Origin of the sequence: Ureibacillus massiliensis 4400831 = CIP 108448 = CCUG 49529 (assembly GCF_000772965.1) — a bacterium.
Lineage (GTDB): Bacteria > Bacillota > Bacilli > Bacillales_A > Planococcaceae > Ureibacillus > Ureibacillus massiliensis.
Genome location: NZ_JPVQ01000008.1, coordinates 83,557 through 107,149 on the forward strand (window position 1 = coordinate 83,557; position 23,593 = coordinate 107,149).

Annotated in this window: 19 protein-coding genes and 1 pseudogene; 17 read left to right on the plus strand and 3 right to left on the minus strand. The window is 36.1% G+C overall.

Annotated features, from left to right (window positions below):
- Window positions 1-6 precede the first annotated feature (6 nt).
- From CD30_RS06640 to CD30_RS06680, 9 genes are all read left to right on the plus strand, one after another.
- On the plus strand, window positions 7-612 hold the full coding sequence (locus tag CD30_RS06640) for a hypothetical protein (protein WP_036174212.1): 606 nt from the start codon (window positions 7-9) through the stop codon (window positions 610-612).
- Window positions 613-817: 205 nt separating this feature from the next.
- Window positions 818-2,014 (plus strand): class I SAM-dependent rRNA methyltransferase, encoded by a 1,197-nt coding sequence (locus tag CD30_RS06645; RefSeq protein ID WP_036174214.1) that lies wholly within the window; start codon window positions 818-820, stop codon window positions 2,012-2,014.
- A 613-nt stretch (window positions 2,015-2,627) separates the two neighbouring features.
- Window positions 2,628-3,911, plus strand: a complete 1,284-nt coding sequence (locus tag CD30_RS06650; RefSeq protein WP_036174216.1) for an IS110 family RNA-guided transposase — start codon at window positions 2,628-2,630, stop codon at window positions 3,909-3,911.
- A gap of 409 nt (window positions 3,912-4,320) precedes the next feature.
- Window positions 4,321-5,205: a DUF6744 family protein gene (locus CD30_RS06655; protein ID WP_036174219.1), complete on the plus strand. Its 885-nt coding sequence runs from the start codon at window positions 4,321-4,323 to the stop codon at window positions 5,203-5,205.
- A 263-nt stretch (window positions 5,206-5,468) separates the two neighbouring features.
- Entirely contained in the window at window positions 5,469-7,064 is a 1,596-nt protein-coding gene (gene istA, locus CD30_RS06660) for an IS21 family transposase (protein WP_036174221.1), read from the plus strand.
- Window positions 7,049-7,804 (plus strand): IS21-like element helper ATPase IstB, encoded by a 756-nt coding sequence (gene istB / locus CD30_RS06665; protein ID WP_036174224.1) that lies wholly within the window; start codon window positions 7,049-7,051, stop codon window positions 7,802-7,804. The genes istA and istB overlap by 16 nt, the downstream gene beginning before the upstream one ends.
- A gap of 448 nt (window positions 7,805-8,252) precedes the next feature.
- Window positions 8,253-9,116 carry an SDR family oxidoreductase gene (locus CD30_RS06670; protein WP_036174241.1) on the plus strand — a complete coding sequence of 288 codons (864 nt, stop codon included), beginning with the start codon at window positions 8,253-8,255 and terminating at the stop codon, window positions 9,114-9,116.
- A gap of 239 nt (window positions 9,117-9,355) precedes the next feature.
- Complete coding sequence (locus CD30_RS06675; protein ID WP_003725286.1) at window positions 9,356-9,865, plus strand: hypothetical protein; 510 nt, start codon at window positions 9,356-9,358, stop codon at window positions 9,863-9,865.
- 70 nt (window positions 9,866-9,935) lie between these two features.
- Window positions 9,936-10,118 carry a hypothetical protein gene (locus tag CD30_RS06680; RefSeq protein ID WP_036174247.1) on the plus strand — a complete coding sequence of 61 codons (183 nt, stop codon included), beginning with the start codon at window positions 9,936-9,938 and terminating at the stop codon, window positions 10,116-10,118.
- On the opposite strand, the pseudogene CD30_RS06685 reads toward CD30_RS06680, so the two are convergent.
- Window positions 10,102-11,284: pseudogene (locus CD30_RS06685) on the minus strand (ISL3 family transposase). The gene CD30_RS06680 and the pseudogene CD30_RS06685 overlap by 17 nt on opposite strands.
- A 137-nt stretch (window positions 11,285-11,421) precedes the next feature.
- Between CD30_RS06685 and CD30_RS20310 the strand changes: the two are divergent.
- Window positions 11,422-11,589, plus strand: a complete 168-nt coding sequence (locus tag CD30_RS20310) for a hypothetical protein (protein ID WP_088350732.1) — start codon at window positions 11,422-11,424, stop codon at window positions 11,587-11,589.
- 276 nt (window positions 11,590-11,865) lie between these two features.
- On the opposite strand, the gene CD30_RS06690 is transcribed toward CD30_RS20310, so the two are convergent.
- Together CD30_RS06690 and CD30_RS06695 are read right to left on the minus strand one after the other, a co-directional pair.
- Window positions 11,866-12,771, minus strand: a complete 906-nt coding sequence (locus CD30_RS06690; RefSeq protein ID WP_036174249.1) for an NAD(P)/FAD-dependent oxidoreductase — start codon at window positions 12,769-12,771, stop codon at window positions 11,866-11,868.
- 75 nt (window positions 12,772-12,846) lie between these two features.
- Window positions 12,847-13,251, minus strand: coding sequence for an Rrf2 family transcriptional regulator (locus CD30_RS06695; protein WP_036174252.1), 405 nt, complete (start codon window positions 13,249-13,251; stop codon window positions 12,847-12,849).
- Between the two features lie 149 nt (window positions 13,252-13,400).
- Here CD30_RS06695 and CD30_RS06700 point away from each other — a divergent pair, with 149 nt between their 5' ends.
- From CD30_RS06700 to CD30_RS06730, 7 genes are all read left to right on the plus strand, one after another.
- Window positions 13,401-13,601: a hypothetical protein gene (locus tag CD30_RS06700; RefSeq protein ID WP_036174255.1), complete on the plus strand. Its 201-nt coding sequence runs from the start codon at window positions 13,401-13,403 to the stop codon at window positions 13,599-13,601.
- A gap of 72 nt (window positions 13,602-13,673) precedes the next feature.
- The gene (locus CD30_RS06705; protein WP_052126079.1) at window positions 13,674-14,702 is read left to right on the plus strand and encodes a Wadjet anti-phage system protein JetD domain-containing protein; all 1,029 of its coding nucleotides are present in this window, start codon (window positions 13,674-13,676) and stop codon (window positions 14,700-14,702) included.
- The gene (locus tag CD30_RS06710) at window positions 14,675-16,183 is read left to right on the plus strand and encodes a hypothetical protein (protein ID WP_036174261.1); all 1,509 of its coding nucleotides are present in this window, start codon (window positions 14,675-14,677) and stop codon (window positions 16,181-16,183) included. Before CD30_RS06705 ends, CD30_RS06710 begins: the two co-directional genes overlap by 28 nt.
- A gap of 15 nt (window positions 16,184-16,198) precedes the next feature.
- A complete protein-coding gene (locus CD30_RS06715; RefSeq protein WP_036174263.1) occupies window positions 16,199-16,933 on the plus strand; it encodes a DUF6063 family protein in 735 nt (244 codons plus the stop codon).
- Between the two features lie 73 nt (window positions 16,934-17,006).
- A complete protein-coding gene (locus CD30_RS19425; protein ID WP_052126080.1) occupies window positions 17,007-21,419 on the plus strand; it encodes a coiled-coil domain-containing protein in 4,413 nt (1,470 codons plus the stop codon).
- A 299-nt stretch (window positions 21,420-21,718) separates the two neighbouring features.
- Window positions 21,719-22,939, plus strand: a complete 1,221-nt coding sequence (locus tag CD30_RS06725; RefSeq protein WP_036174266.1) for a Fic family protein — start codon at window positions 21,719-21,721, stop codon at window positions 22,937-22,939.
- 301 nt (window positions 22,940-23,240) lie between these two features.
- A complete protein-coding gene (locus CD30_RS06730; RefSeq protein WP_052126081.1) occupies window positions 23,241-23,507 on the plus strand; it encodes an ATP-binding protein in 267 nt (88 codons plus the stop codon).
- Window positions 23,508-23,593 lie beyond the last annotated feature (86 nt).

The following is a 23,593-nucleotide window of genomic DNA, read 5'->3' on the forward strand; positions in this document are numbered from 1 at the left end:
GAGTCCTTGAAAAAGATTTATTATATTGTTAGTTTTGTTATTTTTATAATGATGTTGTCAGGATGCTCAAGCTCTAATGAAAGTATAGCGACCATACAAGCAAATACCGATTCGGAACAAGTGAAAACGTTCAAAAATTTAAATATAGGAAGATTGTTTGAATTTAATTTTATTCTAAATGACGCAGATAAAACGTGGGTAGAAATTTGGGTAGAACAGTATGAGAATGGAGAGTTGTCAGAAGAGCCACTTTCTAAGTTATCGTATGGGTTAAGTCCTAACAAAGTGGATAAAGGGAATATTCTATTTGGAATGATGAACACCGATAAAAATATAATCTCTATGTTTCTTGCTGCGCCGGAGATAAGAACAAGTCCAGAAATTATCGAAAACTTAAAGGTTCCAAATTCAATGGAAGCTTGGGAATATGCCATTGGCGAGGAAAAACAAGAACTAGAGTACGGTAAAACATACTTGCTGGCCGTCTATCGACAAAAGAATGGCGATTCAATCCGGTCGGGATACGATTACCAAGACGAGGAAGAATTGAAAAATATGTTAAATGAACATACTATGGTCTGCTTATTAAAAATTAAATTAGAAGAGACTTAAGTTGAAAGTACATTGACCAGTTTTATATTCCACAGGAAAAGCTAGTCAGTCTCTGTATCCTATTATTAAACATTTGGATAATATAACCCATCCCGAGCGTATGGCTTAAGGATGGGTTATTTTTTATGGTTAAAAGACGAATATTTTCGCTTATTGCGATGAAAAATGACATAATGAAGAGATTAAACACGTGAAGGATGACTAAATGAGACAGTTAATCGAAATACAATTAAAATCCAAATCAATCAAAGATATTACAAATGGCTATCCATTAATTTTAAAAGATGCAATTGAAATTCCAGCAGTTGCAATAGAAGAGGGAAGCCTACTACACTTAGTCGATAAAAATGGTGGGTATATTGCAACTGGGTATTATGGAACTCAAAATAAGGGAATAGGCTGGGTCTTAAGCCGAAAAGAAAAAGAAAAAATTGATAAGAAATTTTTTGTCAAAAAGATAAGTGCGGCAGTTGAAAAACGAGCTAATTTTTTTGCGTCAGAAGATACAACGGCGTTCCGCGTATTTAATGGTGAAGGAGATGGAATCGGCGGTTTAACAATCGATTTCTTCAACGGTTTTTATATGGTGAGCTGGTATAGTGAAGGTATTTATTCGTTCCGAGAAGATATTTATAGCGCACTAAATGAAGTAGTAAATACGCGTGGAGTTTATGAAAAGCTACGTTTTTATACAAATGGTCAATATGTTAATCAGGATGATTATGTTTCAGGGGAAAAGGGAGAGTTTCCTTTAATCATTTTGGAAAACGGTATGAATTATGCCGTGCACTTAAATGATGACGCCATGACAGGAATTTTCTTAGATCAACGTAATGTTCGAAAAGCTTTACGTGATAAGTATTCCGAGGGAAAAACTGTACTGAATACCTTTTCTTATACTGGTGCGTTTTCGGTAGCCGCTGCTCTTGGCGGTGCTGTAGGAACGACCAGTGTAGATTTAGCCAAACGTAGCTTACCAAAAACGATTGAACAATTTGCGGTAAACGGCATTGATTATGAATCCCAAGACATTAAAGTAATGAATGTTTTTGATTACTTTAGTTATGCAGCACGTCATCATTTGAAATTTGATGTTATTGTATTAGATTCGCCAAGCTTTGCACGTACGAAGAAAATGACATTTAGTACAGCAAAAGACTATCCAAAGTTGTTAAAAGACGCGTTAAAAATTATAAATGATGATGGGGTCATTATTGCATCTACAAATAACGATAGCTTTAACATGAAAAAGTTTAAATCATTTATTGAAAAAGCGTTCAAAGAAGAGAATAGACGTTACAAAATTCTAGAAGAATATCAGTTGCCAGAAGATTTTACGGTCCCACATAATTTTCCGGAATTTAACTATTTAAAAGTTGTTTTTATAAAAGTGATGAACTAGAGGTATGAAAATATGAAATATAACAAAAAAGTGGCTCTTCACCACAAAGTGTACTTGACAAAGAAAGACGATTATGATAAAGAAAATCAAAACAGCATTTTTCCTTTTTATACCACACATCTCTTTGAGCAACATTGCTATCATGTTTGTCTTTAAAAGTCAAGTACATCTTTTGGTGATGAACCAAAAAAAAGGCAGTAACTGTTTGAAAAACGAACAAAGGACGGATTAAAAAGGCACATTTACCTAGCTTTTGCTAGAAGTGAATGTGTTTTTTTATGTTTAAAAACAGCAATTTGGGAGGTTGAAAATGAAATTAACTTATAAACTGTTGGGAGCTTATGTGGTGATATTAGCGTTATTACTAATCATTAAATACTTCCAACAGATAAGTATTGAGGACATGGTTAGTGATTTAATTAGCGACTTCATAAATAACTTGATTGATTTTAAATAAAGACAAGCAATCGCTTGTTTTTATTATAAAAAAATTAAAGGAGCATTCCTGTAATGAAGAAATTTGAGGATTGAACAAAAAAGAGCCCTCTTGGTATAGTACAGGGTGTCAATGCATTGACCCCGAAATTAATAAAATACCAAGGGAGGACTCAAAATGAATTATACACAAAATCAGAAAATCTCTCAAATCACACCATCAACATTAGTTGTAGGAATTGACATTGCCAAAGACAAACATGTGGCACGTGCCCAAGATGATCGAGGCATTGAGTTTGGCAAACGTCTGGTCTTTGAAAATCGAATACATGGATTTGAAAAGTTATTGGAATGGATACGACATCATGCAAAAGCAAATGGGAAAAATCACATCATCTTTGGCGTTGAGCCAACAGGGCATTACTGGTTGAATCTCGCTTATTATCTCACTGCAAAAGGATATGACTTTGTATTGGTGAATCCTATGCATGTCAAGAAGAGCAAAGAGCTAGATGATAACTCCCCGACGAAGAATGATACTAAGGATGCCAAAGTGATTGCACAGCTGATCAAGGATGGGCGGTACTCCGTACCAAACCTCTTGGAAGGCATTTATGCCGAACTAAGAGAAGGCGTCAAATTAAGAGACCAGCTCACTAAACAGTTAATGATCATTGAGGGACGTATCCAAAATATCATTCAACGTTACTTCCCAGAGTTTTTCGATGTGTTTGGAGACTGGGAAGGTAAAGCTGCTTTTTGCACATTACGAATGTTTCCATTCCCTTCACAGATTCAGGAGATGACACCAGAAGGTGTCCTTATGAAATGGAAACCTTTTGTCCAACGTGGTGTAGGAATCAAGCGTGCTACAAAGCTGGTGGAAACGGCGAAAAAGAGTATTGGTATCAAGGTTGGGTTGCAGTTTGCCCAAAGAGAATTAGAATGTCTACTCGATCAATATGAGCTTTACAAGGAGCAAGTGGAACAGTTGGATCAAGAACTAGAAGCCCTTGTAGAAACGATACCAGGGGCTAAGGAAATGATGGCGATTCCAGGTTTAGGTCGAACAACAGTCGCTTTATTCTTCGCTGAAGTGGGAGACATCAGGAACTATAGTCACCCTCAGCAATTAGTTAATCTAGCAGGGCTCTCGTTACGGGAACATAGTTCTGGAAAGTTTAAAGGGCAAACACGGATTTCAAAAAGAGGACGAAGTCGTCTACGTAGAGCACTGTATCTAGCCATTCGGCCACTTGTTGCCCATAATTCAACGTTTAAAGCCTTGCACCACTATTATACCAAACGACCTGATCGCCCATTAAAGAAGCAACAGTCACTCATTGCTGTATGTTGCAAATTACTGCGTGTGTTGTTTGCCATTGGGAATAAACAATGTAAGTTTGATGGTTCAAAGCTATTGCGAGGATTACCTCAAATCAATACATTACAAGTTGCTTAACACAATTTTTGGTTAGTCACTTCTGAATACGACCAGAATCTTATACACAAACACCAATAGTGCAGAGTCGGAGAATATATTCACCATACGGGCATTTGACCCAGCAAAGGAGCATATCCGACCTCCACCTCATGGATACGCAGGACGAAGGAATGTATGGATCTCAATCCAGTGAGATATGGGAGGGTAAGCGACCGTGAGTTGCGTGGAGTTTTTACGCACGGTTATAGCAATTTTTCCAAACCCATCCAGTTTGGAAGGTAGGATGGACCCTATCCTGCTAAATATTTTAAGACAAACCGCATCTATCCAAAATTTGAGGTGTGTCAACGATTAGGTGACTATGAAATTTTAAGAATACGGGAGTATTCGGGAGATAATTAAACTTTATAGAGGGAGGATAATGGGAATGATAAAAGCAGAGGAAATTATTGCTACAACACAATCGACACAAGATGTGTTAGGTCATCTGTTTTGGTTCAACATTGGTAAACAGCTTGTGAGGGTGGATGATTTAAAGCAAAAATTGATTGATTCAGGGTTAGGCGAAGAATGGATGCCTAATCGTATTCGGTCAGTTGATGCTTTCAGGAGAGCCACCAAAGAGGTTCAGACCAAAAAACCAACAGCAAATCCAAAGATATTTAAAAATTACTTGATAAGGGAAGTCTATGCTGATCTTGGGACTATTCAACGAAATGTAGTAGTTGAAACAGTTGATCAGAATAACAAACGTCTAGGCTACAAAGCCCAAACAGCCATTATTAGGTTAGATAAGAAGAATGGCAATTTGGTGTTCGAGACGTCAGACTCCGAAGCAATAGAGCTGTGTAAACAAGCAGAGCAGAAGTTCTACTTGTACCGTGACCATTATTCGAGCCAACACATTCGGGTCATGGTCGCAAAAATATTGGGTTCATTGGCACCAACGCCTATGCGTGAAAATGGTGTAATATATTTTGTTCCCAATAGCATGACGGCTGGGCTGACCAACTTAGTGACATTTATTTGTTCACTGGAAAACAGTGACGCTTTTAAAGTACCTGTTATTAACTCAAGTGATAACAGGCACATGGTAAGTAAAAAATTAAACGACTACCTAGATCACTTGCTTGATCAATGTCGTTCTACAGAAGGACTAAGGAAAGACCAGATTAAGATGCTTGTAGAGGAAACGAATAATGCTATTCGTGACTACAAGCAATACAAAGAGTTAACTTCTTCTGAAACGGAAAAGTTTGAGGAAAAAATACTCCTTTTGCGTTCAGAAGTAGTTAAGATACTTCAAAAATAAAAATAAAAAACAAAAAGGGAGAGATTTAAAATGGGTTTAGACATGTATTTGGAGTCCATGCCAAAAGTGAAAGGATATTCTTTTGAGCAACTCATCGAATTGGACAATAAAATATGTGAGTTTGATAGTTTAAACTCCATGTATTGTGAATGCTAAATTAGAATTAACAAAAATCGCTGGATAACAGTGAACACTATTTACCATAACATTCCTCTCCCAGTATCATATCACTGGAAACATCAAAACAGTTGGGAGAGGAAAATATGAATAAAATGGAAAGGTGGAACATGTACCTAGAGATTCAACAGCTAAAGAAACTGGGACTTAACAAATCGCAAATTGCCAGACGATTGGGGATTAGCCGCAATACAGTTTACAAATATATCAATATGACACCTGAAGAATTTGAAGATATGTTGGAGCACATGGAAGTGAGACAAAAGAAATTAGACTGTATCAAAGAGAAGCTCATCACCTGGTTGAAACAGTATCCCGACATTTCAAGTGCACAGATCCATGATTGGATTAAGGAGAGATATCCTGACCTTACGGTCGGTGAAAGTACCGTCAGGTGCTATGTTAGTCAACTGAGAAAGGAGTATAGTATTCCAAAAATAAAGGTGACCCGGCAATATGAAGCGGTTGAAGACCCGCCTATGGGACAACAAATGCAAGTTGACTTTGGTCAGGTCACCGTCAGAAATACGTTTCATCAACCTCAGAAACTGTGGTTTATGGCTTGCGTATTATCCCATTCCCGTTACAAATTTGTGTATTGGCTGGACCGTCCCTTTACAACAGCAGATGTCATTCAGGCTCATGAACAAGCTTTCGTCTTTTACGGCGGTCTTCCTCAAGAAATTGTTTATGATCAAGACCATCTCATCTTAGTGAGTGAAAATGGTGGAGATCTTATTTACACAAAAGAATTTGCCAATTATCTGAAGCACAGGGCATTTAAGGTTCGCATGTGCCGCAAAGGCGACCCGGAAAGCAAAGGAAAAGTGGAAAACGTTGTTGGCTATGTGAAAAAGAACTTTGCCCGTCACCGGACCTATTACAATCTGGCCCAATGGAGTGAAGACTGTCTGGCCTGGCTTGAGCGAACAGGCAATGGCAAAGTGCATCAGACAACCAAAAAAATACCGGCCGAAGTGTTCCAACAGGAACGCCTTTACCTTCGCCCGGTCCAAGAAAAATATCATCTCAATGAAGCCAAGGCCAGTATAACAAGAGTTGTCCGAAAAGACAATACCATTCTTTATGCCGGGAACCGCTATTCGGTCCCTCTAGGGACCTATGATGACAAGGGTAAAAGCGTTGGACTAAAGATTCAAGACGATACCCTGACCATCTACGACTGGGAAACAGGAGAGGTACTTGCCCAACACGCGATTTGCCACGAAAAAGGCAAGTTGATTCAAAATACGAATCATAAAAGGGACCGCAGCAAAGGGATTCAAGCGTTAATGCAACAAGTGGCCGGGCGTTTTCCAGAACCGGATCAAGCCACCCTCTTTTTGAAAGAAATCTATCAGCGGAAGCAGCGTTATATGAGAGATCAATTGCAAAAGATACAGGAAGTCATGAACAAAGCCAACCCTCATTCTGGAGTGATTGGACAAGCTTTAGCCTACTGTCTGACATACCAACTGTACAGTGCAGCAGCCTTCAGCGATGCAGTGCAACATTTTATGCAACAAGCACAGAGACAACAAGCACACCAGCATGAACATCAACCTGAGATCAAACCCACCGTGCTCGGACATCAATCACACTCGCAAGTGAAAGCAGAAATTCGAGATCCTCAAGTTTACATTCGTATCCTGGAGGGAGAGAGCCTATGTCAGAAAGCTTAGTGCAATTGAAACACAGCTTGAAAACACTCAAATTGGCCTCCATCGCCGAAGTGATTGAGGAACAACTGATGGAAGCCGAAACAAATGGATTCAGTTATCAACAGTTTCTGACGAAACTGTTGGGATACGAAATACGCAAGCGGGAAGAAAAACAATTGGCCAAACGGCTCAAGTGGGCAGACTTTCCTGTCCACCAATCCCTCGATGAGTTCGACATTAGCGCCCAGCCTGCCCTAAGCCGGCAGCAATTTCAACAGTTGCGTGAACTCTTATGGATTGAACAAGTTTATAACCTCATCTTATTGGGCCCGCCAGGGGTGGGTAAAACTCACCTGGCCATTGGCTTAGGAGTAGAAGCCGTTCAGCAAGGGTACAAAGTCAGCTTTGTGACCATGGATCATTTAATCCAGTTGCTGCGTACCCAAGAAGTAACAAGAAGCGCCCAAACAAAATTGAAAAGAATCACTCAGTCAGATCTTGTCATCATTGATGATTTGATGTTTATGGCCATCAACCGGCATGAAGCCAATCTTTTCTTTCAACTCATCAACAAACTCTATGGCCAATCATCTGTGATCATCACCTCCAACAAAGGACCGGAAGATTGGGGAGAGTTATTGGGTGATCCGGCCATTACCACAGCCATTCTGGACCGGCTACTCCATAAAAGCGAGGTGATTCATCTCACCGGTGACAGTTATCGTTTGAAATACAGGAAAACCATATTTGGAAATGACTAGGTGCTCAAAATTATTTGGCGAAATTTGTTCAATTGTACTTGACGCTCACACAAAAAATCTCTATCATATATAAAAAACACGAAGCATCATAGGTTTATCTAGTTTAGGGAAAGAGAAAATAACTTTTTCATGAGTTGAACAACAGCGGCAAACTATTAAAAAGCTAAAAAGAGGAGTTGACTTGTAAAAATTTTGATTGCACGGCCTTATCTATGATAGGCGCGACAAAATGATAGGAGGCATTCACCTTGTTTAGCAGCACAGGCATAAGATTTGATTTACATTTCTGATGCAATTATAATGGTGGGCAAGAATGGCCGAAATACATAATAAACAGTCATTCCTCAATCCAGTCTTCAATTGCGGCCGCCTTCGTTTATTTTTGGCTTCCGCCACCTAGATGATGTTATTTATTCAAAAAATTTTTAGAAAAAAAGGAGAAATGATTATGTCAATTGCGGTTACAGGTGCTACTGGTCAACTCGGTGGGCTTGTGATTCAACATTTGCTCAAAAAAGTTCCCGCCAGTCAAATCATTGCCATCGTGCGTAATGTTGAAAAAGCCTCTACTCTTGCCGATCAAGGCGTGGAAGTTCGCCATGGCGACTATAATCAACCGGAATCTCTTCAAAAGGCTTTTGCAGGTGTCTCCAAGCTGCTCTTTATCTCAGGTCCGCATTATGATAATACGCTTCTTATCGTTCAACATGCAAATGTCGTAAAAGCTGCCAGAGATGCGGGAGTCAAACATATTGCTTACACAGGATATGCCTTTGCTGAGGAATCAATAATTCCCCTTGCACACGTACATTTAGCAACGGAATATGCCATCCGTACGACCAATATCCCGTATACTTTCCTGCGTAATGCCTTATATACGGACTTTTTTGTAAATGAGGGGCTGCGCGCATCCATAGAGTCTGGAGCAATTGTTACGAATGCGGGAAGCGGGATCGTTAATTCAGTAACACGCAATGAACTTGCTTTGGCTGCCGCAACGGTTCTTACAGAGGAAGGGCATGAAAACAAAACGTATAACCTTGTTTCCAATCAACCGTGGACCTTTGATGAACTTGCCCAAATTCTCTCCGAGGTTTCCGGCAAAAAAGTCGTGCATCAGCCTGTCTCATTCGAAGAAGAGAAAAATTTCCTCGTAAACGCTGGTGTCCCTGAGCCGTTTGCTGAAATTACGGCAGCGATCTATGACGCGATTTCCAAAGGAGAAGCGTCCAAAACATCAGATGATCTGCAAAAACTGATCGGATCCTTGACCCCTCTGAAGGAAACCGTAAAACAAGCCCTGAAAATGTAAGAATTGACCAAATGACATAAAATGAAAAAACAGAACATCCAATGACTGCAAACTCGTGACCTGCTTTATCTTAGTTCGAAAATAAGCCCTGTCACGCAGACAGACATTAACAGCCTGAGACCTAAAATTACATAAGGACTCAGGCTGTTTTATTTCTTTTGATCACGTTGGCGGATTTAAAAACGAAACGAGAGTATATCATCTTTTACAAAAGTAGTTGGTAGAAAGGGGAAAAATATATGTCAAGAATAGTGATTGTTGATATAGACAATTGCATTGCCAATGTTAACAAAGCACTTAAAGATAAAGGATACAGAACCGACATATATCCATCACCTGTTCCTTCACGTTTGTTTGATGACGGTTCTATTTTTAAAAATGCAGAACCTATGAAATCAGTCATTGAAAACATCGAAGGAATAATAGACGACAAAAAAGATATGTGTATGTTCCTTACTTCCCGACCAAATAAAAAACACATATCTTCTGAAATTACAAGACAATGGATTAATGAACACACACCCTTCACTTTTCCGTTTTACTTTACAGACGGAGTGCCGAAGGGTGAAGTGATTAGGAAAGTCTTTTCGGATAAAGCAATTCGTGAATATGAATGGATCATTTTTGATGATTCCCCTCACGAAATTATAAGTTATCTAAACTTGAAAAACGACATCAATGTGGATATGGAGATTTATATTCCAGCATGGGAATACAATAGCCATATTGATGTTGGAAAGAAAATATAGAGGGCAAAGAGGACAATCCACTCGGTTGTCCTCTTTATCTATTAAAAAAACAAAAAAGGAGAAGGTTTATATGGTTCAATTTTTTCAAACTCATATGGGGCAAAAATTTTATGAGCGTGATATTCCAGAAATGGTAAGAAAGCTCAATGAAATTGCTTCTGAATTAAGTCGTTCAAACGATCTGAAAGAGCGAGAATTAAAAATTGGTTCATCACCAAAAGTTGTACTTGCACCTGTCATGAAAGTATGTTAGCTGTTTCTAGCCGAACCCGCAATGCAAAACGCTGGATATTTCTGTATCCGTATCCCCGACGTTTCATCAGCTTGATCTTGTTATTTGTTCCCTCCATTTTCCCATTTGAATAAGGGGATAAAATGCACGATATGATTTCGTCTGTTCGTTTGACGAGTGATTTTGCGATGGCGCGAACAGCAGAACAAGGACAAAACAAATACCGATGAACCCAGGCGTTCAAACGACGTTTCGCTTGTCGCTCGTTTTGGCTTTTGGCTTTTGGATACATAACGAAAATGTTGAAGGGATTGATAGACAGCCTGCAAGGAATCGCTCTCTTTCTGCCACTCCCGCACCGTTTGGCGTTCCTCCTCGGTGAGCTTCTCGGGGCGCTGGGTCAATAAGCGGCAAACATACCGGACATGCCCATGTTTCTTGTTCCCTTTTCCGAAGGATTTGCGGCATCGATCCAACGCTTCCGTAAACAATTGAATCACATGAAAATAATCGACCACATGCTTCGCTTCCGGACACGCCCCTTGAATCGCTTTTTTCATCGCTGGAGCCAAATCGCTCACGACATACTGAACAGAATCAGACACAGGAGCCAACACACGTCCAATGGCTTCCTCGTTCTTTCCTGCTTCAACGGCATACACTTCTCCCGTTTCGGCATCCATGATCGCCACTCCGTAATCATGCCCTTTTCGAAACGCAAACTCATCGACACAAACTGCCTTTGGTTGGATGTCATTCGATAGGAAGGAAGGGGCATGGGTATAAAACCAACGTTCCACGGTCGTGTAAGGAAGCTTGAGCATACGAGCCACCGCCTGAATGGATGTTCCGATGCAAGATTGCGCCACCCATTGCTGAAACGCATCCGTCGCTACACTTCGAGGGGAAATTCCGGGATAAGACGTGCTGAATGTCATGCCACATGTACCACAACGTCTACGCTCCACAGGGAGTTCCACCCGAAAGATGCCGATCCGTTGAGCATACCCATGCATCCATTGCTTCTTTTTGCCTGTCATTTTGATTGTACGCTTCAAGCAGACAGGACATAATGGGCATTGTTCGGGTAGAGAAAGTTCGAAAATCCAACGTTCTTCTTCTTTTCGCACCTTTTGAATCAAAACATCTGGTAAATCGATGAGTTCTTTGATAAACTGAGCGTACATGCGAATTTTCCTCCAATGGTTTGGTTTGGTCACCTTTACCATACAGGAAAATTCGCATTTTTTGTATCCTCTATTTTCCCTATGCATACCTATCTTAAAATCTCAAGTACAACTTGTGGTGAAGAGCCAAAAAAGTAATGACGAAACTAATAAATGAGCACCGTGAATTACACGATGAATTAAAGAAAATAAAAGTAGAAACGGGTCTAGATAAAAATCTAGCAATAAAAGCACTTTATCACTCCGCAGTAGCCGATAACGGCCCATTTATGCAAGAATATCAGGAATTAGAACGATTCGAATAAATGGTGGGTTGTTATAAGTTACATGATATTTTAGCTTAAGTATAATAGTCGATCTCCGCAAAGGCGGTTGATTACATAATAGAAATAACCCATCTGAGCTGCTAACTCAAGGATGGGTTATTTTTATCGTTAAAAGAAAAAAGGATGTAAGTGCTGCAAAAACACCCAAAAGGATACCTAATTTTCATCATCATTTCCACATAATAAATTGATGAGGTTTTTTTTGTAGCAAAGCCTAGATGTTCGCTGATGAGTTTACATCTAAGCGACATGAGCTTAAAACCTTTCTAATGTTAAATCTAGATTTATACTAGCAGCAGCTTTATTTCCGTGGGCGGCCGCAATTATCAAAGAAGATGGTCCTGCTTTTTCTGTTTCTCCAGCAATATAAACCCCGTTTGTTGTTGTTCGTCCATCCCCATCTGTGATAATTTCTCCGTTTTCATCAAACTGACAATTTAATTGTTCGGCAAATTTATTTGGGCTATAAAAACTTGGAACGACGAAGCCACCACTTCTAAAGATGTTTTCACCGGACTCTAATTCAATACTTTCTAAGTTGCCATTCTCCCCATGTAAGTTTTTAATTCTTGCTGTGTAAACTTTAATATTTTTACTCTCAAATTCATTTCGAAGTTTATTGGATAGTTGGTGACCATTAGAAAAAACGATTAAATCCTTCGACCAATTAAAAACCAATTTAGTCAAATGAGTAATATGTGCTTCATTTTCTGCAATAACGGCTAACGGCTGATCTCTATGCTCCCAACCATCACAATATGGACAGCTGAATAAACTCTTCCCGTAATATTGTTTAATCTGTGAAATGGAAAATTCCTCTTGTATACCAGTAGCTAATAAGATTTTTTCTGCTAAATATGATTTATTATTCGAAGTATGGACTGTAAATAAATCCTTTTGATCATCTTTATAAACCTCGGTAACTGTCTCTTTCGAAATTGAAACAGATGGATAAGGTTTTAATTGTTCCATTGCTATATCTTTGAGTTGTTGTGGTTTAATACCATCTCTCGTTAAAAATCCATGGGACTCTTGCGTCACGCGATTTCGATTTGTACCATTATCAACTATGTGAACCTTTCTACGTGCTCTTCCTAAGGTTAAGGTTGCACTTAGTCCAGCAGGTCCTGCACCAATGACAATACAATCTAATTTATCCATCAATATTTCCCTCCGTATCTATAATATATATTATAGAGTTATAATATCTACAATTAAGGCAAAAGACATCATGAATTATAAAGATGTCTCGTTCATTTTGTTAGCAAGGTCAACAATCAGTGTGTGATTCAGTTCATTTAAAAGCTTCTCTTCTGCAGATTCGATCGCTCTTTGAATTAAACAATCGGGATTATGATTGTGACAATAATCAAAAATAGGCGTCAAACCCTCAATCGCTTTAATAACATCCAGTAATGAAAGTCTTTCCCAACCCGGTTTTAGTTTATACCCACCATTTGCTCCGGAAACAGACTCAACCATACCCGACTTTACTAATTTTGTTAGTATTTTAGATAAATATGTTGTAGAAACTTCTTGGCGTTCAGCCAATTTCACCACGCCAATATGCTCATTAGGGGGATTCATAGCTAAAAATAACATGGTGTGGAGAGCATAGTTCGTTGCTTTTGTTAACTTCATAATATCACCCAATTGTAGACTTAATATATCCATAATATCTTGCTTGTATTTTTAATGTCAAATACTAAGTATTCAATAAGTGGGGGAGGAAATTGAACAAGTAACAACCTGTTATAAACAACTTGTAAAATGAAGGAAAGAAGGAAATAATGAAAAAGAAAAAACAGAGAAGAGAAAAATATAAAGAAATTGAATCAGAGGGTTATTTCGCATGCATAGCGGGTTATACGAGTAGTGGATTTGAGTATGGAGTAACGCATGAAAAGTTAGAAGAAATGCTGGAAGTTGATGATCAATATTATGAATCTAAAAGTGACAAAATAATAAAAAAATCAGATTTCCCCTTCTAAGAGCTTAAATCTATGGGAAAATAGTTAATAGAATATAATCAATAGAAACTACTATGTAAAGGGGGAGTTATGATGGAACTAATAGATCACTTGTTTACTTTTTCAAAAACTTATATCACACTAGACGAACTAGAAAAAATGGACTCAACATATCAAACTTATGAACAGTTTTCGTTAAAAATTCTCGAGTTAGAAGAACAAGGACTACTACAAGCGGTTAAAAGTTCTGGAAGGAATGGAAAAACGCCTTCACTTGCTTATAAATATCGCATTTACTATTCAAAACTGAAAAAAGATTCACAGGGGGAAATTGAAAAATTCAGTCTTTTCATCCATCCAGCAATAAAACTGGATGCTTACTTAAGTGCTTTACCTCAAAAGTGGCAAGAGGACAAGCTTTACATAGAAAAAATTAATTCTTACTTACAAAAGCATGGTTTCCCAGAAGATGAAGTTCCCGCTCCTGAACGTAGTCTCGCACTTGTAGGTGATGAAAAATGGATTCAAGAAAACAATGGACAAAAACTACTTGAAAGTATAAAAATATGGGATCAATTGAGGATTATCCCTGTACATGATCCATTAAGCTTTGCAATAAATCCTCTTCACATAAATAACAGTACTCAGTATCATCTCATCGTAGAAAATAAAACAACATTTGATGGACTAATTGGAAAAATAACAGATACTCAATTTACAACATTGATCTATGGACAAGGATATAAAATTACAAAAAGTATTGAACATTTCAAAAAACAAATACCTATTCCCACTGCAAAACATGTATTCTACTATTTTGGTGATGTAGACTGGGAAGGAATTAAGATTTGGCATTTGCTTACTCAAAAAATCGATGCTATTCCAGCACTTTATTTTTACCAATCTATATTAAAGAAGCAACCAATCCCAATTAAAACGAAACAGACAAAAAACGATGCTGCTAATGAGCAATTTTTATCTTATTTCAACGAACACGAAAAAAGTGAACTTCTAAAAATTTTAACCAATGATACCTACTATCCTCAAGAAATGCTATCATCAAACGAATTAAAACAGATCTGGAGTGAATCGGATTGGACCAGTCTTTTATCGAAACAATAGCTAAAGATTATAAAGAACGTGTTAAAAGAGTCTTTCTTTTTGAGCCCTTACAAGAATTAGGAAGAAAAAATCGAACTGATAAAAAGGGTAAAGAAATCGATATGAAAAGTCTCGGTTTGTTTACACTACTGTTTTTCTTTGAAATGAAATTGATGAGAGAAAAAAAGAGTGGAATTTCTGAGCTTATACAATTTTTGCAGAAATTCACTAATGGTACATATGATTTAGATGAAAAGCAACTGGAAGAGATTGCCCGAATCATACTTAGTACGTTTCGACCAGGTACAGGAAAGAAGAAAATACAATCTTTTTTCAATTGGGAAACTCAACAAGATGATCAAATAGATTATTCATATATAAAAGCAACAGATTTTGATGTTAAGAATAATCGACAATACTATACCCTTGATGATGATGGGTTAGAGCTCGTATTTGCAACAAAAGAGTATTTTCAAGAGTTTCAGCTGTCTATTCATCAGCTAATGCTACGAAAATTACTTGAAAAAGGGGAATTTGTTGGAGCTTTAAGACAAATTAACGAAATGAGAATGGATGTCGAAACAATCCATGAGCGAATGGTGAAACTCGAACATGAGATTAAAAGAAGTATTGTGTCGATTGAAACGCAAAAGCGTTTTATGGAAGTCATTGAAGATCGTAATTTTCGTCTTAGTTTAGAAAATGAAGAATTTCAAGAACTACAGCAATTTGTTTCAGAAACAAGAAACAATTACTATTATCAACCTAACCCTGAAAAAGAAAAAGAAGCATATGAGTTGTTGTTACAAATTGAAAAAGAGTTAAGTATCGTACATAGTCAGCATCGTGATTTACTAAATCAAAGCTTTGTATTAAAAAAACATGCGTTAGAGGCGGCAGAGGAATCGCTATACTATATTGGTGTGGATACGTTTAATATAGACCAAGATATTGTGTCAAAAATTATAAGTACTCCATTACCACTTGAATCAATGAAAGGCGTACTAGCACCATTTTTAACAATCGAAAAGATCGAAACATGGTCATTACTTTCCATATTCGCACCACAATCCTGGTCAGAAGATGACCAAAGTAGTAACAATGCAGTATTTGACACGATAGATGAAGAAGAAGCTAATGCAAAATACGTAAATATAAAAAGAAAGCTTTATGCTGACATGATGAACAATATGGTGGAAATATTTGAAGGAAAAACTGAATGGTTACTTTCTGAATGGATTGACCAGTTACAAACCAGACAACATCCTTGGCTAAATAACCGTGCTTTCTACGATTTTATTATTCTCTGTCATCAGAGGAGTCCTCTCTTCCAAGAGAAGGAAAGCGAAGAAGAAAGTGCGCTACACCTTTTAAGTAACGCCTTAGAATTATTAAATAACAAAATAGTAGTCATTGAAGAAATTCAAGAGATTATTAAAGTGAATGAACGGTTTGAAATTCAAAATATGACTTTTTATCTAAAGGAAAATTCACATACATAAGGGGGAAATAACGAGTTGCGATATGAACAAGACCAAGTTTTAAAGGCATTTTCATTATATTCCGAGCTTGCTCAAAAAGGAGTCGCTTCAGGTGACCTTGCTCGAGCTTACAAAGTAGAAGAAGCGATTAGATCACTTACTGACCATTTTGTTGAAATGAATGATGCAGTCTGTCTTTCTGTTGGACAAGAGTTATACCTTGTTCCGAAAACGAAACTATCTCCATTTCATGTGACCAATGAACAACTTAAAAAAATGCATCTAGGCACAAAGGCGACGAATGTCGATCTATACCTATTGTATTTTTGTTCAATTGTCCTAATTGGATGTTTTTATGATAGCTATCAATCAATAGAGCCAACGTTAAACTTCATTACCCTAGATGAATGGTTAAATGAAGTAAATAATCGTATCGATAGCTTGAAAGAACATGATGTAGAGAAATTGGAACAACTTGAAAAAGAGTTTTCATATCGATGGACAGCGATTATTGAAAAATGGGATGCATTAGATGATGTTAAAGAAACAGCGAATAAACAATCAGGTAATACGCTAAGTCGTTTAAGTTTCTTAGATACTGTTCGCAGATTTTTAATCACCTATCAGATTGTCGAAAATATTGGGAATGGGGAAATCACCATTACTGAAAAAACAAAAGTTATTGTAGGAAGATATTTTATGGAACGTGAATTTAATAGAGGAATACTAGAATTTTTATATGCTTTTGAAGAAGAACAAAAAAGTGATTAACATTTAAAGTCTATGATGAGGGTAAAGACTGATTTTATTTTCAAAAAAGATTAATTAGAAAGGAGTAAAAGACATGCCAGCTATTAGCAAAATCCGTTTAACAAATGTTGTATATGAACAAGGGCAAAAAAGATACCACGATGAAATATTTCTATTTGATGGTCATAATGGAGCCGTCTTATTAGAAAATGGCGGTGGAAAAACGGTATTTATCCAAACAGTATTACAGGCCATTATTCCACATACAGACATTGCAGAACGCAAAGTGAAAGATACACTGAATTTAGATGAAGGAGCAGCACATATTGCAATTGAGTGGCTCTTGAATGAAAAGCCACGGCGTTATGTTGTAACGGCTGTAACCCTTTATAGGAAATTAAATGGAATTGAATCCCTTCGATATGTTTACGAATATGGAGAAAATGATGCTCATTCAATTGATTTAATCCCCTTTACACAGCCTGAAGGAAATGGTAAGCGCCCAAGTAGTCGTGGTGAAATGTCGGATTATTACTCCTACATGACCAGTCAATATAGTACAAAAGCAAAAACATTTTCCCAATCCATTAAATCATTTCGAGAATTTATCGAAAACAACTATCACATTATTGGAAATGAATGGGAAAGTATTGTGCAAATAAACGGATCAGAAGGCGGCATTGAAGAATTCTTTGAAAATTGTAAGAAAACAAATGAGTTAATCGACCGTTTGTTAATTCCTTCAGTTGAAAAAGGAATTGCAGGATATAAAAAAGATACATTTGCAGATATGTTTGAAAACCATCGTGAACAATTTAAAAAATATAAAGAATTAAAAGAAAAAATTCAAGAAAATAAACTCCTTCAACAAGAACTTGCTATCTATGTTGAACAATTTAAAAAAGTGGATGATAAAGAAGTAACTTATCTTCAGGCAAGAAAATCAGCAAAAGGTTACTATCAGTTGCTTTTAGAAGAACTTCATCAAGTGGAACAACAGCTACTACAATTAGAACAGTCTTTTCAAGAATGGCAAACTGAACAACAACGTCTGGAGCAAAAAAGGACTTCCTTACACATTCATAAAGAGAATGAAACTTTAAACAACCTGCAAAAAGAACAAAATAACATTCAAAAGTTAGTGGACCAACTTGAATTAAAACGAAATAACAGTCAACAAGAATACTATTCATTGAGATTGGCACAAATAAATATAGAACTGAAAAATGAATTAGAAAATCTACAATTTGTTGAAAAAGAATTAGAAACATTAGACCAGGACGAAACGGTTGAGCAACTTCATTTAAAACTTGATGATATCAATGGTCAACTTCATTATTTATTTTTAGAACTAAAAGAAAAATTCGAAAAACAAATAAAGAATACAACTTTATCGAAAAAACAAAATGAAGAACTGCGAGATAAGGTTCAAGAAAAAATAAACACTATATCAAGCGAAATACAAAATATTCGTTCGAAACAAGTTCAGGCAAAGACGAAAGTGGAAGAAAAATCGAATCAGATGAAATTCATAAAGTTACAACTAGTATCTCATGAGGAAGAGTCGATAGAAGAATTACTTTCGAAATGGATTGACGAACAAAATCAGTTAGATGAAGAAAAAATCACATTACATCAACAAATAAAGCAGCTGAATATTGAACGACAAGAAAAGGAACTACAAGTTAAATCAAAGAATGGTGAAATTCATGATAAACAAATGGAACAAACGAAGAAAATAGAACAGAAACTTCAGTTTGATCAGGCTCATGAACGTATAATCAAACAGCTTGCCGAAACATTACATCAATGGAGTTTTTTACAATCGGTTTACGAGAAAAAATCCTCCATTCAACAACAAATTGAAGAGCGCCTTGCAATCCTTCAGGGAAAAAAGGAAGAATCCTTAATAAAGGAACGCATTGCAAAACGATATGTAGATGATTATGTTAACCAAGAAAACTTCTTTGCAGATCCTTATGTTGAAAAACAAATCCACCAATGGAATCAATTTAGCTATTTGAAAACAGGAATCAGTTATATACAATCCGTTGAAATAGATGCATCCAACATTGACTATCCATTTTGGGCAACGTCATTAATAACTACAGAACATGAAAAAGAAGCATTAATCGAAAAGCTCCAATCAGTCCAACACCATTTAACATATCCAATTTTTGTTCTAACGGTCCATGATGCAGCTAGGTATGCTAAAGGTGAGCCGTCGTTAAATGAAGTAGTTGAACCTACTATATGGAGAAACAATTTTAATGAACATATTTTTAATGAATGGAAAGCAACCATTTCTCAAAATGCGGAAGAAAAAACGATGGAACGTGTAGAAATTGAAAAAACCATCCAACTTTGGGAACAAACAAAACAGTCCTTCCACCAATTCATAAACGAATTTCCAATTGAACAATACAATGAATTAAACTTTGAAATTACGGGTTTGTCTCATGAATTGGAAAACTTACAATTAGAAAATCAAAAACTGGATGATCGAATTCATGAGATAAAAAGAGATCTAGACATTAAAGAACAACAGCTAAGTGGTGTGAAAGAAAGATTCCAAAATTTACAAGAAAAACGGATACCTCTCGCTAACGATTTTATTCGTTTGAAAAAGGAAGTACAACAGCAAGAATCTCAAATTGTTCTTTATGAAAACCACTTAAAAGAGCAAGAACGAATAGAGGGTCAATTGAAAGTTCAACTTCAGGAAGTGTTGGATGACATTTTGAAGGATCGAGATGACCTATCATCTTTAAAGTATCAATTAAAGTTCGAAGTAGAAATAAATGAGATATATGAAGCAGTGAAATCTACTCGACCAATCAATTCCACAGCGAATATGAATACTTTAAAAGAGCTGAGAACAAATACCCTTGACCAATTAAAACAAGTACAAAAAACAAGGGGCGAATGGGAAGCGAGAAGAGAAAGTAGTAAAAAACGGATAAATGATTTAGAAGATACGAAAAAAAATCTCCTCATGGAATTTGATAACTTTGATGAAAAACTTGTATTTCCTGTAAACGGTAAAGAAAAAATCTATTCATTACAACGTACGATTCGAGAATTAGAAAGAGACTTAAATGAAGAGAAAGATCATTTACAAAATAAGCATACTGAATGTGCTGTTCAAGAAAGTAAAATAAAACAACTCATTCAACAGTATGAAAGTACATTTTCTAGTGAAGAACTGATTTCTTTTGAGGAGGACATAAATACTGTCGAGGCTATTCTTGATGCTGAACAAACTCAGTTAACAAAACGGCATCTTTATTTACAGCAACAACAACAAAATGCAGAGCAAGTTGAACGAAATTGTAAAAAAGCACAACTTATTTTTGAGAAAAATGAGAAGTTACACAAATTAAATGATCCTCACTTAAATGCTGGTCAATTGACGGATGAGGAAATTCAAGCATTTAGCTACAGCCGTATTTCAATCATTGAAAAGGTCATACGTGGACTCGATGATAACAAACAACAAGTTGACAATGAGTATAACTATTTAGGAAAAGCAAAAGAGCAATTCAAAAAGTTTTGCCATGAATTAACAGATCCTAAAATGCGGAAAATAGCACTGGATGGCATAGATACAAAATCAACCTATTCAGAGGTTTTAAATCATCATCAATTGTTAGAAGAACAGATTGATCGTACGAATCAATTCGCAGAAACTTCAATTCGTGGGTATGATGAAGAACAACAACGTGTGATGATGTATATTCACCTTCATTTAAGAAAAGTAAGAGAAGATTTATTGGAAATTCCGAGAAGAACTCGTGTCAAAGTAGGAGACGAATGGCGTACTATTTACAAAGTCGAAGTACCTGATTGGGATGAAGATGAAGGAAAAGAGAGAATTCGAGAATACATCAACTGGATTTTATCGAAAATCGAACAAAGACAATATATGGATGAAAATGGAATAGAAGATCCAATAAAAATTCGCCAGTTTTTAGAAAAATCATTACAGACAGTTCCATTGCTTCGAGAAGTAATTGGAAATCAAACCATCAAGGTTAAATGTCTAAAGGTAGAAAGTGATAACTATATTTCGAAAAACTACTACTCATGGGAACAATCCAATCAATGGTCAGGAGGAGAAAAATGGAGTAAAAATATGGCGTTATTTTTAGGGATTTTGAATTTCATTGCAGAAAAAAGCCAGCATATTCAATCCAATGCGAAACGTCATCGTACGGTCATATTAGACAATCCATTTGGTAAAGCATCAAGTGATCATGTATTAAGCCCAGTGTTTTTCATCGCAGAACAGCTAGGATTCCAAGTCATCGCATTAACAGCACATGCAGAAGGGAAGTTCTTGGCAGATTACTTCCCAATTATTTATAGCTGTCGGTTACGTCATTTAGCTGGCTCTTCCAAACAAGTGATGACAAAAGAAAAACAAATCCAAACAGCCTTCTTCCAAGATCACGCACCAGAAAGTTTAGAGCGACTAGGAGAACGTGAACAAATGTCCCTGTTTTAAGTAGAAAGAAAATAACCCATCAGAGTTACTGACTCAAGGATGGGTTATTTTTCATTTTTTGACGAGAGTATTGGTAGAATCAATGGATATAATTTATTTTTCTCTAAGACTTATATAAATTTAAAGAACTCATAATAATTTTTTATAATGAAGGTATTTATTAAATTTCGTCGAATTTAATGTTAAATAATTAAAAGAGTTAATTATAAATTTAAATATTTATATATTTTATTGGTTATAATTTATAATATAAAAATTATATTTAAAAAAACAGCATTTTTTATGAATAGAGGTGTCTTATGTACGAGGTGTTATCCAAGCTTTATTATAAAGACTTAGAAAAGTATAGAACTGAGTATGAGAAAAGAATTAATAGCTATGGAACATATAAACTTCCTTTTCAAATAAAACCTTATAACTATAACGAAGAGTATACTTGTTTTTATGTAAATCATCCTGAACTTGACTTGTTACATGAACAGATTTTAAAACAAAGTAGATTAATTCAGTCAATGATTGATAAATTACCAAGCATTGCTATTAATCAATACATTAAGTCTAAACTAGTAGATGAGTTGCTTAGTACAAATGAAATTGAAGGTGTTCGAAGTACAAAAGCAGAGATGGAAACAGTCATTGAAATTGTCGTCAAAAAGGATATACCAAAGAAGAGAGTAAGACATTTAAGTTTAACGAATACTTATTTTAACCTTTTATCAGAAGTGAAAACTGCTATTGAATCGATTGAGGAGATAAGAGATATTTATGATCGATTAGTGAAAGAAGAAATAAAAAATGAAGATGAATTGGATGGAGAGCTATTTAGAAAGGAAGCGGTTGATGTAGTAACCTCCTCAGGTAAAACTGTACATAGAGGAGTTGCTCCTGAAACGTCTATTCAAAAACATTTAAAAAACCTAATAAGTTTTTTAAACAATGATAGTTTTCCAATGTTATATAAAATTGCTATTGCCCACTATTATTTTGGTTATATCCATCCCTTTTATGATGGGAACGGACGTACATCTAGATATATTAGTAGTATGTATCTAATAGATGAACTAGACAAATTAACAGCCATAACCCTCTCTTACTCAACTAATAAATCGAAACAATTTTATTATGATGCATTTACTATAAGTAATGATCCTAAAAACAAGGGAGAGTTAACCTATTTTTGTGAAGTGTTTTTCCAAATAATTCATAATGCCCAAAATGATATTTTGCAAGATTTATCAGAAAAAAAGGGGAAAATGGAAAGATTATTTGAACTAATAAAAACTCTTGAAGGTCTTAATAACATTGAAAAGGATATTTTATTCGTTTTAGGACAACACTTCATCTTTGGGATAGAAGGAACAGCTATGTCTAAAAAAGAGTTAGAAAACGGGTTAGACTTAACGGATTATGTCATAAGAAAAGAACTAAAAGCACTAGAAAAAAAACAATATATTAAAATTGTGAAACAACGTCCTATTGAAGTGGCTATAAGTGGGGTGTTAGAGGACTATTTAAAATAAATAATCATAGATATCTTTTAACCGGGTTAATTCCTGGTTTTTTTATTTTCTGATGTTGTATATATTTGATAAGCTAAAACTGATCCACTTTTATATGAAAATAATCCTAACTTCATAGAGTTAGGAGCGTATAGAGGTGATTTCATTGGAGAAGAAACAGAAAGTGCTACTTGCCTTTCATCAAGAAAGTAAGAAAGTGTATTGACTATTTAGGCTTTGTACCAGAAGTTTTTACGTATGGTAATTTATGTAAATAACTTCGACTACCAAATATTCGGGCATTTATTCAAGAAGAACATATGTGGAAACAACATCAGACAGCAGAGGATTTTTTATATCACGCACTGGTGCAAGAGATGCAAGATCGAGAAGTGCGAGTAAAAGCGAATCGGATTCGTTCGGCGAGTTTCTCTTAAATGAATTAGAGACTGAGAGATTACCGGAAAATTCGGCCTCTCGCCTTCCGCATTTAAAGAAATTAGATTTTATTCAAGAAAAACACAACGTCTTATTAATCGAATCGCCAGGTACAGGTAAAACGCATATAGCGATTGGTTTAGGAATTTAAACTTGTTTAGCTGGATATAAGGTGTATTTTACAACAGTTGTGTTTTGCAACAGAAAAGTGCAGAGAATTGCAACGAAAAATACAGA

Bases quoted from the DNA above. Each gene is read 5' to 3' on its own strand.
- CD30_RS06645 (WP_036174214.1), top strand. From the start codon at position 818: ATGAGACAGTTAATCGAAATACAATTAAAATCCAAATCAATCAAAGAT.
- CD30_RS06650 (WP_036174216.1), top strand. From the start codon at position 2,628: ATGAATTATACACAAAATCAGAAAATCTCTCAAATCACACCATCAACA.
- CD30_RS06655 (WP_036174219.1), top strand. From the start codon at position 4,321: ATGATAAAAGCAGAGGAAATTATTGCTACAACACAATCGACACAAGAT.
- istA (WP_036174221.1), top strand. From the start codon at position 5,469: ATGAATAAAATGGAAAGGTGGAACATGTACCTAGAGATTCAACAGCTA.
- istB (WP_036174224.1), top strand. From the start codon at position 7,049: ATGTCAGAAAGCTTAGTGCAATTGAAACACAGCTTGAAAACACTCAAA.
- CD30_RS06670 (WP_036174241.1), top strand. From the start codon at position 8,253: ATGTCAATTGCGGTTACAGGTGCTACTGGTCAACTCGGTGGGCTTGTG.
- CD30_RS06675 (WP_003725286.1), top strand. From the start codon at position 9,356: ATGTCAAGAATAGTGATTGTTGATATAGACAATTGCATTGCCAATGTT.
- CD30_RS06680 (WP_036174247.1), top strand. From the start codon at position 9,936: ATGGTTCAATTTTTTCAAACTCATATGGGGCAAAAATTTTATGAGCGT.
- CD30_RS20310 (WP_088350732.1), top strand. From the start codon at position 11,422: ATGACGAAACTAATAAATGAGCACCGTGAATTACACGATGAATTAAAG.
- CD30_RS06690 (WP_036174249.1), bottom strand. From the start codon at position 12,771: ATGGATAAATTAGATTGTATTGTCATTGGTGCAGGACCTGCTGGACTA.
- CD30_RS06695 (WP_036174252.1), bottom strand. From the start codon at position 13,251: ATGAAGTTAACAAAAGCAACGAACTATGCTCTCCACACCATGTTATTT.
- CD30_RS06700 (WP_036174255.1), top strand. From the start codon at position 13,401: ATGAAAAAGAAAAAACAGAGAAGAGAAAAATATAAAGAAATTGAATCA.
- CD30_RS06705 (WP_052126079.1), top strand. From the start codon at position 13,674: ATGGAACTAATAGATCACTTGTTTACTTTTTCAAAAACTTATATCACA.
- CD30_RS19425 (WP_052126080.1), top strand. From the start codon at position 17,007: ATGCCAGCTATTAGCAAAATCCGTTTAACAAATGTTGTATATGAACAA.
- CD30_RS06725 (WP_036174266.1), top strand. From the start codon at position 21,719: ATGTACGAGGTGTTATCCAAGCTTTATTATAAAGACTTAGAAAAGTAT.